A 14,186-nucleotide genomic window follows, 5' to 3' on the forward strand; every position below is an offset into this window, starting at 1 on the left:
GGACGGAGTGGTCTTGTACTCAAGGCCCGTCGTGCCCGCCGGTACCGGTCGCGGACAGTCGGCGACGCTTGCAATGTGAGCCGATTCCGGCGGGTGAAAAATGACCCCCTGCTGCGTCAGTTGTTGTTGGTCATTCCCCGGTGTTGGCGGCGGGAACCCGTCCGAGGTCGCGGCCGGGCATGCGGTAGCTGTCGCCCTTCAGCGAGATCACCTCGGCATGGTGGACGAGGCGGTCGATCATCGCGGCGGCGACGGTGTCGTCGCCGAAGACCTCGCCCCAGCGCCCGAAGGGCTTGTTGCTGGTCACGATCACCGAGGCCGTTCGTAGCGGCCCGAGATGAACTGGAAGAACAGGTTCGCGGCCTCGGGCTCGAAAGGGATGTATCCCACTTCGTCGACCGCGATCAGCGGGATCCGTCCCAGCCGGGTCAACTCGTCGCTCAGATGCCCTGCTTGATGGGCCTCGGCGAGGCGGGTGACCCACTGGGCGGCGGTGCCGAAAGCGACCCGGTGGCCGGCCTGGCAGGCCCGGATGCCCAGGCCGGTGGCGAGGTGGGTCTTGCCGGTGCCGAGTGGCCCCAGGAAGATCACGTTCTCCTTTCCGGCGACGAAGTCCAGAGTCCCCAGATGGGCGATGACCTCGCGTTTCACGGACTGCTGGTGGTCGAAATCGAAGTCCTCCAGCGACTTGCGAGAAGGGAAACGGGCCGCCCGGATGCGTCCCTCGGCGCCGTGGGAGTCGCGGGCGGCGACCTCCCTCTGCAGGCAGGCGGCCAGGTACTCCTCGTGGCTCCAGCCCTCGTCGCGGGCCCGCTCGGCGAGCCTGGCGGCCGCGTCCCGCAGGGCCGGTGCCTTCAACGCTTTGGTCAGGTAGATCAGTTCGGAGCCGACGTCGCGGCCGGTCCCGGCCTGGTTCGTGCCGTTCTTCGTGCTCATCACGCTACCCCTTCACCCGTGCTCAGCCCGCCGTCGATGACGCCGAAGACCCGGTCGTAGGTGTCCAGCTACCGTTCCTCGACCTCTGTCACGTCCACCGGCGCCGGTTTCGTGCCGGCGGCCTTCTTGCGGGCGGCCGCGGCAGCGGCCGCGTGGTCCGGGTCGGTGATGGTCTGGTGGCGGGCCCAACTGCGGGCACGGCGGGCGACCTCGACGCCGTCGCAGGTCACCAGGACCTGGTCCAGGTCGGCGGCGACCTCGATGCGGCGGCCGACGGCCAGCGGATGCACCGAGTAGTCGCAGGTGTCCAGGCGGACGTAGTGGTCCCGGGGCAGCCGCAGGGATGCCTTCCACCAGCCCGGCGGGGCGATGGGCGGCAGGGCCAGCATCCGGGAGTGGTCCGCTTCCAGCCGGTCCGCCGGGCGGGCCTGCAAGGTGCGGTGGATGCGCCGGTTCGCCCTGGTCAGCCAGTCGGCGAGCTGGATGTTGAAGTCCGCAGGTGAGGTGAACACCCGCCCGGGCAGGAACGACGTCTCCAGATAGCCGTTGGCCCGCTCGACCAGGCCCTTGGACTCCGGATCCCGCGGCCTGCAGAGCAGGAACTTGACGCCGAGCAGTCCAGCGAACGCAGCAAATTCGTCTGTGAGTTGAGTTCCGCCGGACCGCCAGGAGCCGACGGCTCCCTCGTTGTCCCAGACCAGCACCCGGGGGACGGCGCCCAGCTCGGTCAGCAGCCGCCAGTGCCCTGCGATCAGGTCGGCCGCGGACCTCGAGGGCAGCATCCGGGCGGTGATCCATCGCGAGTAGCCCGCGACCATGACCAGCACCGGCGGACGCCTGACCTGGCCGAAGCCGAGCGGGATGTCGGCGGGCGGGAACCCCAGGTCGCACTGGCCGATCCCGCCCGGCTCATAGACCGTCCGCGAGGCCAAATCCGCAGGCCGATAGGACGGCCGCAGGTGCTCCCTGACCCGGTCCTTCAGCACCGTCAGTCCCGGTCCCAGCCGATCCGCTCGGCGATCACTGTCGCCGGCATCTCAGGCCACTGCTCGAGCAGTTCGCGGATCTGCGGCGCGACCACGTCCACGATCGAGCCCTTCGGCGCCCGCTGGTACTTCGGCGGCGCGTCGTCCGCGATCGCCCTGCGGACAGTGTTCCTCGCGATCCCCAGCTTCCTCGCGATCGCCCGAACCGGCATCTGCTCGGCCCGGTGAAGCCGGCGGATCTCCGCCCAGTCCTCCACGCTGATCACCACTCCTCCCGGTCTGACTCAACGAGCCAGCCCCTTGGAGGGGGTCAACTTTCAAGCGCCGCCAGGAGGGTCCGAAGCCGGGGTTCACGGACGGGCTGAGCCCCTTGGCGAAGTTCAACGCCGCGTTCGTCGCCAGCCGGAGACGAGCCGTGTCCGCTGCAGCACGCGGATGCAGCAGCCCAATCATCCGAGCCAACCCACCGGCGTCGCCTTCTGCTTGACCTACGATGACGCGGTGAAGTTCGTGATGGTGCCGGGCGGCTGGCAAGGCGGATGGGTGTTCGACTCGGTGGCTGCCGAGCTGCACCGAGACGGTCACCACGTCGAAGCGGTGACCCTGGCCGGGCTGGAGCCGGACGGCCCAGCCGATGCGTACCGCCCGCCGAACCTCGACACCCATATCGACCAGGTGGCCGAAATCATCGACCGCGGCGACGCAACGCCCGTCGCCCTGTGCGGACACAGCTACGGCGGCATGGTGATCACCGGAGTCGCAGACCGGCTCAGCGACCGCCTCGATCACCTCGTGTACATCGACGCCTACGTCCCGGACCACGGAGACTCGTGCTGGTCACTGACCAGCGACAGATTCCGGGAAATGTTCATAGCCGGCGCCCGCACCGACGGACAATGGGTCGCAGTCCCCGAAGGACTCGACCCCCGCGCACGCCCCCACCCCCTGGCCAGCTTCATCCAGTCGATCAAACTGCACGGCACCCCCAACGGCGCACTCGGCCGAACCTTCATCAGCGGCGGCGCCTGGCCCGGCAGCCCCTTCCTACCCCTGACCCAACGGCTGCGCAACGACCCCGACTGGCAAGTCCACGACATCCCCGTCGGCCACAACATCGCACGCCGCGACCCACACAAGCTCGCGGCCACCCTCCGCGCCCTGCCACCCCACACCTACTGAGGTTGAACGCGTGGTGTCGCAGGGGCTGACGGCTGGTCGCCCGTTTGTGGCTGGGCATACTGGTTGGCCAGCCTGAGTAGATGGGTCGGCCAACCTAACGGGCGGGTCGCGCCTTGGACTCTGTCTGGTTGGCCGAGGTCGGCTCTGGTGTCATGGGTGCGGCGGGGTGACGCGTGGTTCCCAGGTGCCATAAGAGGGTTAGGGCGGTGACGGCGGCGGCCACCGGCCCGAGTTCGGCCGGGGCAAGCCCGAACCACTCTTGCGCCAGCCCGCCGAAACCGCCGCCGAGGGCGACTCCGATGTAGAGCGCGGATGAGTTGAGACCGAGCAGGACCGGTGCGGCGGCGGGGCTGAGGGCGATGAGCCGGTGCTGCTGAGGAACGACGATGATGCCGACGGTCACGCCCCAGACCACCGCCCAGACCAGGGTGGACGGGAGGGTATGGATCGCCAGTGGGGTCAGCGCCAGGGCGAGAGTGGCGAAGACAAGAGTGCCGCTGAGGACGCGGGCGGAGTCGTGGCGGTCGACCAGGCGGCCGGCGGTGATGTTGCCGGCCAGGGTGCCGACGCCCCAGGCCAGCAGGATCAGGGTAAGTAACGACTCATTACCGCCGGTCGCGTCCCGCAGGGTCGGGCCGATGTAGGTGTAGAGGGTGTAGGTGCCGAGGAAGGCGAGCGAGGTGACTGCCAGCAGGGCCAGTACGCGGCCCTGCTTAAGTGGACCCATCCGGTCGGGCAGTGAGGCGGCGGGGAGCATCACCCTGGGGAGATCGACAACGATGCCGATGGCCGCCAGCATGCCGATCCCGGCGACGGCCCACAGGGTGATATGCCAGTCCGCGCGGCCGATCAACGTGCCGAGCGGCAGTCCCAGCGCGGTCGCCAACGTGAGGCCGCCCAGCACGAAGGCCAGCGCCCGGCCGCGGCGTTCCGGCGGCGCGATGGCCGCCGCGGTGCTGGAGGCGGCGGCGGTGATGATGCCCGCTCCCACGGCGGTAACGATGCGAGCGGCCATCACCACCCCATAACTCGTTCCAAACGCGGTGACGGCGTTGCCGATCACGAACACGGCCAGCGAGATCAGCAGCGCCGACCGCCGGTCCAGGCTGCTGGTAAGGGCGCCCATGATCGGCGCTGACAACGCCAGCGTCAGAGCGAAGACCGTCACCAACTGGCCTGCGGACGGAGTGGATACCCCCAGGTCGGTGGCGATGGACGGGAGCAGGCCCGCGATGACGTAGCCGTCGGTGCCGACGGCGAACGTCGCCAGGGCCAGGGGAAGGAGTCGTTTCAGCACGGATCGCGCCGCCTTTCGGAGCATTGCGGAGGCAGGTGATCGGCACTGTAAGCAATGCATGGATACTTGTCCATGTATCAATGAGTGGATAAGCTGGGCCCCTGCCACGGACGGAGGGAAGCGATGCGTGAGGTGTCCCAGCCGGCGACCGATGCGATCCGGATGGTGGAGGTACTGCGCGCGCTGGCCGATCCAGTGCGGCTGGAGATCGTCCAACGGCTCGCCGTGACCGGTGAGGAGAGCTGCAACGCCATCGGCGGTGACCTGGACGTCCACCAGACGACGCTGTCCCACCACTACCGGATGCTGCGCGAGGCGGGCGTCACCTGGACCACCGTCAAAGGCCGGTCCCGATTGGTGCGGCTGCGCCGCGACGACCTGGACGCGCTCTTCCCTGGCCTGCTCGACTCCGTACTGAACGGGGCCCGCCACACATACCCCGCCGCAGGAAGCTGACGCCCGCGGCATTCACCTGCCCGCCCCAGACGCGCCCACCCCGACCACCTGGCTATCTCGGCCGCACCCGCACTTGACCCCAGGGCATTGAACGCCGAGCCCGCACTGAAACAGCCAACCAGCACGATCAGTGACACCGTTGCGGTATCACCAGAGGCGTGCGATATCCACAAGGGGGCGGGCTGACCGCCGAGCGCCAGGAGTTTCGGGAGCTGTTACGGCTCCAGGCAGCGGAGCGGTTCGCCCAGGAAGAGGCGTGTGCGGTGATCGCCAAGGACCTGCGGGTCAGCGTCCGGTCGGTACAGCGATGGCGACAGAAGTGGAATGAGGGCGGTCCGCGGGCTCTGCGGTCGCAAGGGCCGGCGTCGCTGCCAAGGCTGAGCCAGAAGCAGTTCGCGCAGTTGGAGACGGAGCTGGCCAAGGGACCGGCCTCGCACGGCTGGGAGGACCAGCGGTGGACGCTGGCGCGGATTAACTGGTCGTCCCGTTTGGCTTTCCAGGTGACGCGGTGCGTGTCTGTGACTGTTGTGGCAGGCAGGGTTACATGCCGCGCTCGGGCCCGCTCCAGGGCTCTGGCCGTTCGTCGGCGGTCATCGGAAGGCGGCGCAATTGTACCGGGCCGGGATAGAAGGCTGAGGTGTTGGGGCCGGCCATGTCTTCGCCGATGAGGTAGCGGTAGAGCCACTCGGCGAAGTTCATCTCGTACTGCGCCCAACCGCCTTCGCCGTCTTCGACCAGGATCCCGGAGAGCGTGCCGTCCGCAGCCATGAGAAACAGTGTTTCGCCTCGGTCGGTGCTGGCAATCGGCCACAGTCCGTTACGGGTACCGAAGCTCAACTCTGTGAGTCCGAAGAGCAAGCGAGGGTCCTCGTCCGGGTCAAGGTCCTCCCAGGGAACCTCGGACCAGGCACGGGCCGTGTCCCGTATCCAGTCACCCAGATTCCAGCTCAAGGTCGCGGGGTGGTGCAAGGACAGGTGGCCGTTGAGCTGGATGGGAGCGTACGCGTCCACGAGGGTCTGGTAGTCGGTCGGCAGCCGGATGCCGAGTTCTGCGTGGAGGCGGTCCCAGGCGGACGCGTCCGCGTAGCGGTTCTGTGCCGTGCCGAGCATCGCCACGACTGCGGTTAGGTAGTCGGTCATGACGCTCCTCGCTGCTTTCTCGTCTATGCATCAGAATCATCCCAGCTCGGAGGTGGCACTGGTCAGGCTGTCAGCCTGCGATGGCTGAGCCAGGTCAGGTGGGGTGAGATCGAACCGCACCGCGACTACGTCAAGGAGCTGTTGAAGACGACTGTTGAAGACGACGACCGTCACCACGATCCACCAGCGGCTGCGGGACGAGGGCAAGTTGAAGGTCTCGCTGTCGATGTTCCGGCGCTGGGTGCATGAGAACCTGCCCGACGAAGCGGCCCGCTCCAAGGTCACCGTGCTGCGCGAAAGCGTCGAGCCGGGCTCGGAGGCCTAGATCGACTACGGCTTTCTGGGCCAGTGGATCCATTCGGCGTCGGTACCGCCGCGGGTGGGTCCGCGACGGCACGACGAGTAATCGTCAAGACCTGTGGATGTGTGGGGTCAGCTGATCGTCAGCTGCCATCTGGTCTCTCCGTCGTGCGACTGGTTGGTGGGGGTGAGGCCGACTGCGGTGGCGACGGCGGCGGATGCCTTGTGGTCAGGGTGGATGTGGGCGATGACTGTGTGCACCGGGTGTTTCCGGAGCCAGGCGACGAGCCCTTGGGCAGCTTCAGTGGCGATACTGCGTCGTTGCCAGGGGGTGCCTGTCACCCAGGCGATCTCCGCAGCGGCTCCGCGGTCGTCGGCGGTGACCGTCGCCTGGACATAGCCGGCCAGGCAGGCGGCGTCACGGAGCTGGATGACCCAGTTGCACCAGGACTCGCCGGGGCGGGGGGAGTCGGCCACCAGACGTTCGTAGCGGGCGCGTAGATCCTGGGCGGTGGCCGGGGCACCGCCGGTGAAGGTGTGCAGGCCGGGGTCGGACAGCACCGCGGCCATCTCGTCGGCGTTCTCGACCTGCAGCGGAAGTAAGGCCAGCCGGTCGGTGTGGATGGTTTCGGGCCTGAGGGTGATCACGCTGCCTCCTGATCGGAACGTTCGACGAGTATGCCCCGCTCGAAGCGGGCCCCGGCCCGGACCAGTGCGACGAGCTAGGGTGCGTTCACCGCGCGCCACTGGTTCTGGGCGGACTCGACCAGTTTGAACACCATGGCCAGAGCGGCCGCCCTACTGCCTGCTCCCTTGGTGACCTTGGTCCGCAGCCGGACGGTGGCGAAGGTCGACTCGATGGGGTTGGTGGTCCGCAGATGGATCCAGTGCTCGGCCGGGAAGTCGTAGAAGGCCAGCAACTCGTCCCGGTCGTCGGTGATCTTCTTGACGGCATGGGGGAACTTCGCCCCGTAGAGCCTGGCGAAGGTCGTGATGGCCTGCTCGGCGTGCTCGCGGTCCTCGGCGTTGTAGATGTCCTGCAGGGCTTTCTTCGCGGCCGGTTGCGCGGACTTCGGTAACGCGTCCATGACATTCGCCGTTTTGTGAACCCAGCACCTCTGCTCGCGGGTCGCGGGGAAGACCTCGCGCAGAGCCTTCCAGAAGCCGAGCGCGCCATCGCCCACCGCCAGCACCGGGGCCCGCATGCCGCGGCGGGCGCAGTCCCGCAGCAGGCCGGCCCAGGCCTCCGACGACTCGCGGTAGCCGTCGGCCATGGCAACCAGCTCCTTGGTGCCGTCCGCGCGCACCCCGATCACGACCAGGACCGCGGCCCTGGCCTCGTCCAGACGGATGCGCAGGTGGATGCCGTCCACCCAGACATACACGTAGTCGCTGCCGGACAGGTCGCGCTCCTGGAACGCCTGGTGGTCGGCCCGCCACTGCGCGGTCAGCCGGGTGACGGTGGCCGCCGACAGGCCCGCGGCGGAGCCGAGAAACTGCTCCGGCGCGGGCACGAAGTCGCCGGTGGACAGGCCGTGCAGATAGAGCAGCGGCAGCACCTCTGCGATCTTCGGTGATTTGCGGCACCAGGGCGCCAGGATTGCCGAGGAGAACCTCTTGCGCTCCCCGGTGGTCTCGTCGACCCGCTTGTCGTTCACCCGCGGGGCTTTGACCTCGACCGATCTGGCGGCGGTGGTGACCTTCCGCGGCTGGTGGTAGCTGTTGCGCACCACCAGCCGGCGGCCGTCTCGGTCCCGCTGGTCGGCCAGCTCGGCTATGTAGGAGTTGACCTCGGCCTCCAGCGCGGCGGCCAGCACCCGCCGGGCGCCCTCCCGGACGATCTCGTCCAGCAGCGACGCCCCGCCAGTGGTGGTGCCGTCGGTGTTGACTACGGTGAGCACGGACGTGCCTTCCCGGCCGACGCGCCCACGCCGGCCTTGCTCGATGACCTATCGATCGATCACCAGGGAAAGTACGTCCTCCCCCAACCGATCCACAGGTTCCGAGCATTGCTCCGGCATGACAGGGGGATGGGCGTACAGGTCAGGCCCAGGGGCTGACCGCGGTGAAGGAGCTGTCGGCGCGGAACGTGTCTGTGCTCTGGTAGGGGTCGACGCGCAGCGCGTAGTTGTAGTGGCGGAGGTAGTAGCCCGGGTAGTTGTACGACTCCAGTCGCACGGAGCCGGCCGTGGAGCCTGGGCGGGCGCAGTAGGTGGCGTCCTTCTTGAAGACGGCGCTGCCGTTGTCCGCGTCGAAGCGGGCCCGGAAGTCCCAGTGGCGCAGATAGCGGCCGGAGGAGTCGCGGAAGGAGTAGCAGTTGGCGTCGGCGAGGCCGGGCAGGACGGTGAAGGTGGCGCTCTGCTTGGCGGCGGTGCTGCTGGAGGAGTTCACCGGGTCGAGGTAGCCGAGGTTGTCGGAGCGCACCACGGCGTACCGGTCTGGGTAGTTGACCGATTGCAGCGACCTGGTGGTGTTGGTGGGCAGCGTGGCGCCGCCGGGGACCGTCTCCCTCAGCACGGTGGCGTGGCGGATGAAGCCGGACAGCGCGGGCACCTCGGTGCGCGTGGACCAGGTGGCGAAGTTGTCGTAGCTGTCGCTGTACCAGTACTTCCCGTCGCGGTAGCCGTCGAAGTAGATGCGCCAGCCGCCGTTGTCGAGCTGGACCAGGGCCGGGCCCTCGACCCAGCTGCCGAATCCGGCCCAGTCGCCCGACTTCAGAATGGTGTACGGGCCGGTGAGGCTGGAGGCGGTGGCGTACTCGATGTACTTCGTCGTCTCGTTCTTGGTGAACGCGTGATACGTGGAGCCGACCTTGACGACGAAGGTGTCGATGTTGTTCGGCCCGATGCCTGCCAGCTGGGTGGGCGCGGACCAGGCGGTCAGCGCGGAGTTGGTCGCCGTGATCTTGTACGGGGTGAAGGCGGTGGCGGTGCTCGCCGTCGTCAGCGACACGATGACGTTGACACTGCCGTCGGTGTCGATGAACCACTCGGGTGCCCAGGTGCGGGTCAGCCCGCTGATCGGGATCGTGTAGTTGTACAGGAACGTCCAGTTCACCCGGTCGGTGCTCCGGGCGAAACCGATCGTGTTCCCGGTCCAGTTGGTGGTGTAGGTGAGGTAGTAGAACCCGTCGGTGTGCTTGAAGATGCTGGGGTCCCGGATCAGAGCGGACGGCGGAGTGTAGGCGGGGCCCTTCTTCAGGTTGAATCCGGTGGCGTCCGGCGAGTCGTACACATACAGGTTCGACTCACTGGAGTTGGTGAACGCGGTCATCGTGTACCTCGTGGCCTGCCCGGCCGGCGGGGCGGCTGCGGAGGCGGTGCCCTGGAGGGCGGGGGCACCCAGCAGGACCAGCAGCAGTGGGCCCAGCAGGCCGAGCAGGGTTCTTACGGTTCTGTTCAACTCTTCCTCCGGGCCCGGCCAGTCCGCTTGGCCGATCACCGTGCTGAAGGGGCATAGATGTCCGAGATTTCGGACAATGCGCGGTACGTCGAGCAGAACATAGGTTTACGTCAAGGTTCCGTCAATATTTCTGACAGACTCCGTTCCATATGTGACGGCCGTACGCCCGCTCGAACGACCCGGGCGCTCGAAATGAGTACTACTCATCTTGTAGGTGCAAGTTTTGCGGGGTGACCTGAATGGGGCGCGGTTGACGGACGATCGATCCGGCTAGATACGCTGCTACCTGGGGAGTTTCCTCCGCTCCAGGCGGTCCGAGTAGTACTGAGCCCGATGCGTCCACATGGCATCGGTGTTACGTAAGCAAAAATGGGTGTGCCTATCGTCTTGACCGGAGCGCCTCGTTTCATTGATAAATGCCACTCATGAGACCCCTACGCATCGGGGCGGGGACGGTGAAGGCGCTCGCGGCAGCGGCTGTCGTCTTCGCGGCCGTGCTGCCCGCTCAGCCCGCCTACGCGGCCACGACGAACTTCTACGTCGACCCTGTCAACGGCAGTGACACCAACGCGGGAACCAGCACCGCGGCGGCGTTCAAGACCATCCAGGCCGCCAAGGCCGCCGTCCGCGCTGTCAACGCGAACATGTCGGACGACATCGTCGTGAACCTGCGCGGCGGCACCTACTCCCTCACCTCTCCGATCACCTTCGGCACGAGCGACTCGGGCACGAACGGCCACACGGTCGTCTACCAGGCGTACAACGGTGAGACGCCCGTGATCACCAGCGGGAAGACGATCACCGGCTGGACCGCGGCTGCGGGCGGCGAGTACCAGGCGCCCGTGGGCGGCCTCGACTTCCGCCAACTGTACGTCAACGGGGTCCGCGCCACCCGGGCCCGCTTCCCCGACCTCGGCTCGGACTTCCAGTTGCAGGGCAGCGACAAGACCAACAAGCTGCTGAAGGTGCTCAGCTCACAGGTCTCCAACTGGAACCACCTGGGCCAGGTCGAGATGTTGCTGGAGACGCAGTGGGGCGAGAGCTACCTGCGGCTGAAGTCGATCAGCTCCAGCAACGGCATGGCCAACGTGTCGATCCAGGACCACGAGGCGGGCATCCTGTTCCCACGCCCCTATCCGATCCTCTCCAACGGCTCTCCCCTGCACTTCGAGAACGCCCACGAGTTCCTCAACGAACCGGGCGAGTTCTACGTCGACACGGCCGCGCAGACCGTCTACTACAAGCCCCGCCCCGGCGAGGACATGTCCAAGGCCACCGTGCAGGCGCCGACGCTGGAGACGCTCTTCGACGTCAAGGGCACCGACCTCGGCAACCCCGCCCACGACCTGCGCTTCTCCGGAATCACCTTCACCGGGACAACCTGGATGGAAGCGACGAACAACGGCTACCTCAACGGCCAGGGCGGCAACTACAACGTCTCGGCCGATACCTCCAACCACCAGTACGTCGGCCGTCCGCCGGCCGGGGTCCAGACCGCGAACGCCGACCGCGTCTCCTTCACCGGCAACACGTTCACGCAGATGGGCTCCACCGCCCTCGACTTGTCCCACGGCGTGCACGACAGCACCGTGACCGGCAACCTCATCTCCGACATCGCCGGCAACGGCATCATGGTCGGCAAGTTCTCCGACCCCACGGTGGAGATGCACACCGTGTACAACCCGCCGACCTCCCCGGCGGGTGAGGACGCCCGGGAGGTCGTCAAGAACGTCACGGTAAAGAACAACCTGATCACCCGGATCGGTCAGGACTACGTGGGTACCGCCGGCATCAACGCGGGCTTCGTCAACAGCACCACCATCGACCACAACGACATCAGCGACGCCCCGTGGGCCGGCATTTCGCTGGGGTGGGGCTGGCAGGTGGCCGCCAACGCCGAAGGCAACAACAGCATCAGCTACAACCGAGTCGGCAACGTGCTCAACCGGCTGTGCGACGCCGCCGGCATCTACCACCTCTCCAACGACCCGGGCACGGTCATCAACGGCAACTACATCCACGACGCGGTGCGTACGCCGTCCGCCTGCACTTCCGCGGTCAGCGGCATCTACCTGGACGAGGGGTCGGACAACATGACCGTCTCGAACAACGTGCTGTCGCACACTGACGGATTCATCAACCAGAACCGCAACGGCACCAACGTCACGCTCACCAACAACACAACGTCCGGGGACTCGGTGATCAAGGCCTCCGGTCTGGAGTCCGCCTACCAGGGGCTGGCAGCCAAGATCAACCTCGCCTACAACAAGCCGGCATCCTCCTCCTCGGTGTACAGCTCAGCCTGGGTGGCGGCCAAAGCCAACGACAACAACGGCTCGACCGGCTGGTCGCCCATCGGAAGCGACACCTCGGCCTGGTGGCAGGTCGACCTCGGGCAGGCCTACCAGCTCGGACAGTTCTCCCTGACGACGCGCCAGGACCTCGACCAGTCGACGACGCGGAGCCAGTTCGAGATCCGTGGTTCCAACGACCCGTCGTTCGCCACCTACACCGTGCTGGGGCGCCAGGGCAGCGCCACCCTGCCGCTCGCCGCGACGCTGACAGGCGACATAGACGTCCGCCAGAAGTTCCGCTACGTGCGGGTCGCCAAGACCGACGGCGCGTACTTCTTCATCGCGGACTTCAGTGTCCAGCAGGCCGGCGGGGCGTTGGAGGACTCCACCGGTACGCCGAACACCAACCCATCGACGTACTACACGATCAAGAACGCCAACAGCGGGCTGCTGATGAACGTGGACCAGAGCTCCACCCTCGACCGCGCGAGCGTCAACCAGTGGGCGAGCACCGGTGGTGCCAACCAGCAGTGGAACATCGTCCCGGTCAGCGGGCAGCTCTACAAGATCGTGAACAGGAACAGCGGCAAGGTCCTCGACATCAACAACTTCAGTCACCGCAGGGGCACCTCACTGCAGCAGTACTCCTTCGCCAGCGGCAACAACCAGCTGTGGTACTTCGAGCCGACCAGCGGTGGGTACGTCATCCGCAACTTCGAGAGCAGGCAGGTCCTGGAGGTCGGTGGCGGATCGACGACGAGCGGAGCCGCCATCAATCAGTGGATGCCCCTGAACCAATCGAACCAGGCATGGACGATCCAGTGACCGGGTGACCCAGCACAGGACGGTGGCGGTGCAGCCGGAAGACGAAGGCTTTCCGGCCGCACCGACCCACGCGCCGACCATGCCGAAGCCGCCCCGCGTGAGAGGGCGGCTTCTGCATAGCTCTCAGTGGGCGGTTCGTGAGCCCTTGAGTGGGTCTGCTGTCGCCTGATGGTGTGGTGGCGGGGCGGAATCTGCCGGTCCGCGGTTGTTGATCTGGTGAGGCGGTGGAAGGTCGAGCAGACCTACGGGATCCTGATACTGCACCGGCGACTGGTCCGCGACTACGAGCACCGCCCCCCTCCCCCGCCTCCCGCGTCTACTGGGCGATGACCCACATCATGACCCGACGCCTCCCCGGCACGCACGCCCCCACCTGGCGCGCAGCGCAGGCGACGGCAGTATGAACATCCGGCCCCTGCTCGATGCCCTGGACCTCCAGGAAGACGCCGCCCGGGCCCTGGCCGACGACCTCCGCGCACAGATCGACGACCTGCGACCCGGTTGCGGGAGGCCGAGACGCACCTGGAACACCTCACGATCACCCGCAAGACCGTCACCGGCCCCGCCGACCCGCTCCCGGTCGGCCCGCCAAACCTGCCCGAGCACCCGGACTACCCCCGCATCCTCACCGCCTTCAACCACACGACCGAGCCGCTCCGGGCCAAGGACGTCTGCGAAGCCCTCGGCCACGAACTGCTGCCGGAGAACGTCGAGGGCACCCGCGCCAAGCTGAAACGCCTCGTCAAACTCGGGATCCTCACCGAGGCCGACACGGCAACTTCGCCAGGAAGCAATAGCCGACACAACCTCCACCAGCGGCCTTGCCTCACCTCAGCCAGAAACAGACGTCACCTTACGAACCGCCCACTTACAGCCTCAATCAACTCGGTTGTGCGCGCCGTGCCCCGGGTCGATCGACGGGATGTCGGCACAGACAGGGTTGTCTTCGGAGAGGCTGGCGGCCAATTGGGTCACAGTGATGCGTGTCATTTCACTGAGCCGGGCGAGGGGCAGAGCGGATGCGTCGTCGTAGATGAGGACTTTCAAGATGTTGACACGGAGCTGGTCTTCGCCGTCCAAGTAGGGCAGGCCAGCGAGCAGTTCGTGCGCTGGCCGCACGGCGACTGTGTGTGCGATCTGCGCCAGGGGCATCTGGTCGACGGCGTCGGAGGTCGTGGGACGCCCTTGGGTGATGGCGTCCAGGAGGAAGGCATGGATGCTCAAGGCGAGCAGCGTCGCCATCAGACTGTCGGCCGACTGCGGGCTCAGGGACTGGGCTTGATCCGCTTTGGCGGACATCCGAGATCAGGGGTTCTGCCCCGGGAGGATGTCCATCATGGAGAGCATGGGGAAGAAGAAGCCTCGGCCTCG

Annotated in this window: 9 protein-coding genes and 5 pseudogenes; 7 read left to right on the forward strand and 7 right to left on the reverse strand. The window is 67.0% G+C overall.

The genetic code is table 11. The features are described from left to right. Window positions 1-130 precede the first annotated feature (130 nt). Both istB and istA read right to left on the reverse strand, forming a co-directional pair. A pseudogene (gene istB / locus IG99_RS40680) lies at window positions 131-936 on the reverse strand (IS21-like element helper ATPase IstB). Between the two features lie 68 nt (window positions 937-1,004). Beyond that, window positions 1,005-2,188: pseudogene (gene istA / locus IG99_RS40685) on the reverse strand (IS21 family transposase). A gap of 235 nt (window positions 2,189-2,423) precedes the next feature. On the opposite strand from istA, the gene IG99_RS40690 reads away from it, so the two are divergent. Then, on the forward strand, window positions 2,424-3,101 hold the full coding sequence (locus tag IG99_RS40690) for an alpha/beta fold hydrolase (protein WP_234312125.1): 678 nt from the start codon (window positions 2,424-2,426) through the stop codon (window positions 3,099-3,101). Window positions 3,102-3,195: 94 nt separating this feature from the next. On the opposite strand, the gene IG99_RS40695 is transcribed toward IG99_RS40690, so the two are convergent. After that, the gene (locus IG99_RS40695) at window positions 3,196-4,398 is read right to left on the reverse strand and encodes an MFS transporter (RefSeq protein ID WP_051866545.1); all 1,203 of its coding nucleotides are present in this window, start codon (window positions 4,396-4,398) and stop codon (window positions 3,196-3,198) included. A gap of 123 nt (window positions 4,399-4,521) precedes the next feature. Between IG99_RS40695 and IG99_RS40700 the strand changes: the two genes are divergently transcribed. Next, window positions 4,522-4,854 (forward strand): ArsR/SmtB family transcription factor, encoded by a 333-nt coding sequence (locus IG99_RS40700; RefSeq protein ID WP_037683537.1) that lies wholly within the window; start codon window positions 4,522-4,524, stop codon window positions 4,852-4,854. 158 nt (window positions 4,855-5,012) lie between these two features. After that, window positions 5,013-5,327, forward strand: a pseudogene (locus IG99_RS51545) (helix-turn-helix domain-containing protein); the annotation flags it as partial. A gap of 67 nt (window positions 5,328-5,394) precedes the next feature. Here the strand turns inward: IG99_RS51545 and IG99_RS40705 are convergent. After that, window positions 5,395-5,994 (reverse strand): SMI1/KNR4 family protein, encoded by a 600-nt coding sequence (locus tag IG99_RS40705; protein WP_037683539.1) that lies wholly within the window; start codon window positions 5,992-5,994, stop codon window positions 5,395-5,397. A 154-nt stretch (window positions 5,995-6,148) separates the two neighbouring features. On the opposite strand from IG99_RS40705, the gene IG99_RS49290 reads away from it, so the two are divergent. Beyond that, complete coding sequence (locus tag IG99_RS49290; protein ID WP_158973348.1) at window positions 6,149-6,319, forward strand: hypothetical protein; 171 nt, start codon at window positions 6,149-6,151, stop codon at window positions 6,317-6,319. 107 nt (window positions 6,320-6,426) lie between these two features. Here IG99_RS49290 and IG99_RS40710 read toward each other — a convergent pair whose 3' ends face one another. The 3 genes and pseudogenes from IG99_RS40710 to IG99_RS40720 form a co-directional block, all read right to left on the reverse strand. After that, the gene (locus IG99_RS40710; protein WP_037683541.1) at window positions 6,427-6,942 is read right to left on the reverse strand and encodes a GNAT family N-acetyltransferase; all 516 of its coding nucleotides are present in this window, start codon (window positions 6,940-6,942) and stop codon (window positions 6,427-6,429) included. A gap of 77 nt (window positions 6,943-7,019) precedes the next feature. After that, window positions 7,020-8,195, reverse strand: a pseudogene (locus IG99_RS40715) (IS256 family transposase); the annotation flags it as partial. A 142-nt stretch (window positions 8,196-8,337) separates the two neighbouring features. Further along, on the reverse strand, window positions 8,338-9,696 hold the full coding sequence (locus IG99_RS40720) for a glycoside hydrolase family 43 protein (protein WP_037683543.1): 1,359 nt from the start codon (window positions 9,694-9,696) through the stop codon (window positions 8,338-8,340). Window positions 9,697-10,121: 425 nt separating this feature from the next. Here IG99_RS40720 and IG99_RS40725 point away from each other — a divergent pair, with 425 nt between their 5' ends. The 3 genes and pseudogenes from IG99_RS40725 to IG99_RS51040 form a co-directional block, all read left to right on the forward strand. Further along, complete coding sequence (locus IG99_RS40725; protein WP_037683545.1) at window positions 10,122-12,815, forward strand: RICIN domain-containing protein; 2,694 nt, start codon at window positions 10,122-10,124, stop codon at window positions 12,813-12,815. A 219-nt stretch (window positions 12,816-13,034) separates the two neighbouring features. Continuing rightward, window positions 13,035-13,219 (forward strand): annotated as a pseudogene (locus IG99_RS51035) (IS5/IS1182 family transposase); the annotation flags it as partial. Window positions 13,220-13,316: 97 nt separating this feature from the next. Further along, a partial coding sequence (locus tag IG99_RS51040) for a hypothetical protein (protein WP_234312126.1) occupies window positions 13,317-14,186 on the forward strand: 870 nt, incomplete at its 3' end.

It is taken from the genome of Streptomyces griseus subsp. griseus (assembly GCF_000720255.1).
Lineage (GTDB): Bacteria > Actinomycetota > Actinomycetes > Streptomycetales > Streptomycetaceae > Streptomyces > Streptomyces griseus_I.

What these genes read in the sequence shown, in the direction of transcription:
- IG99_RS40700 (WP_037683537.1), top strand. Translation starts at nt 4,522, where the DNA reads ATGCGTGAGGTGTCCCAGCCGGCGACCGATGCGATCCGGATGGTGGAG.
- IG99_RS40705 (WP_037683539.1), bottom strand. Translation starts at nt 5,994, where the DNA reads ATGACCGACTACCTAACCGCAGTCGTGGCGATGCTCGGCACGGCACAG.
- IG99_RS40725 (WP_037683545.1), top strand. Translation starts at nt 10,122, where the DNA reads ATGAGACCCCTACGCATCGGGGCGGGGACGGTGAAGGCGCTCGCGGCA.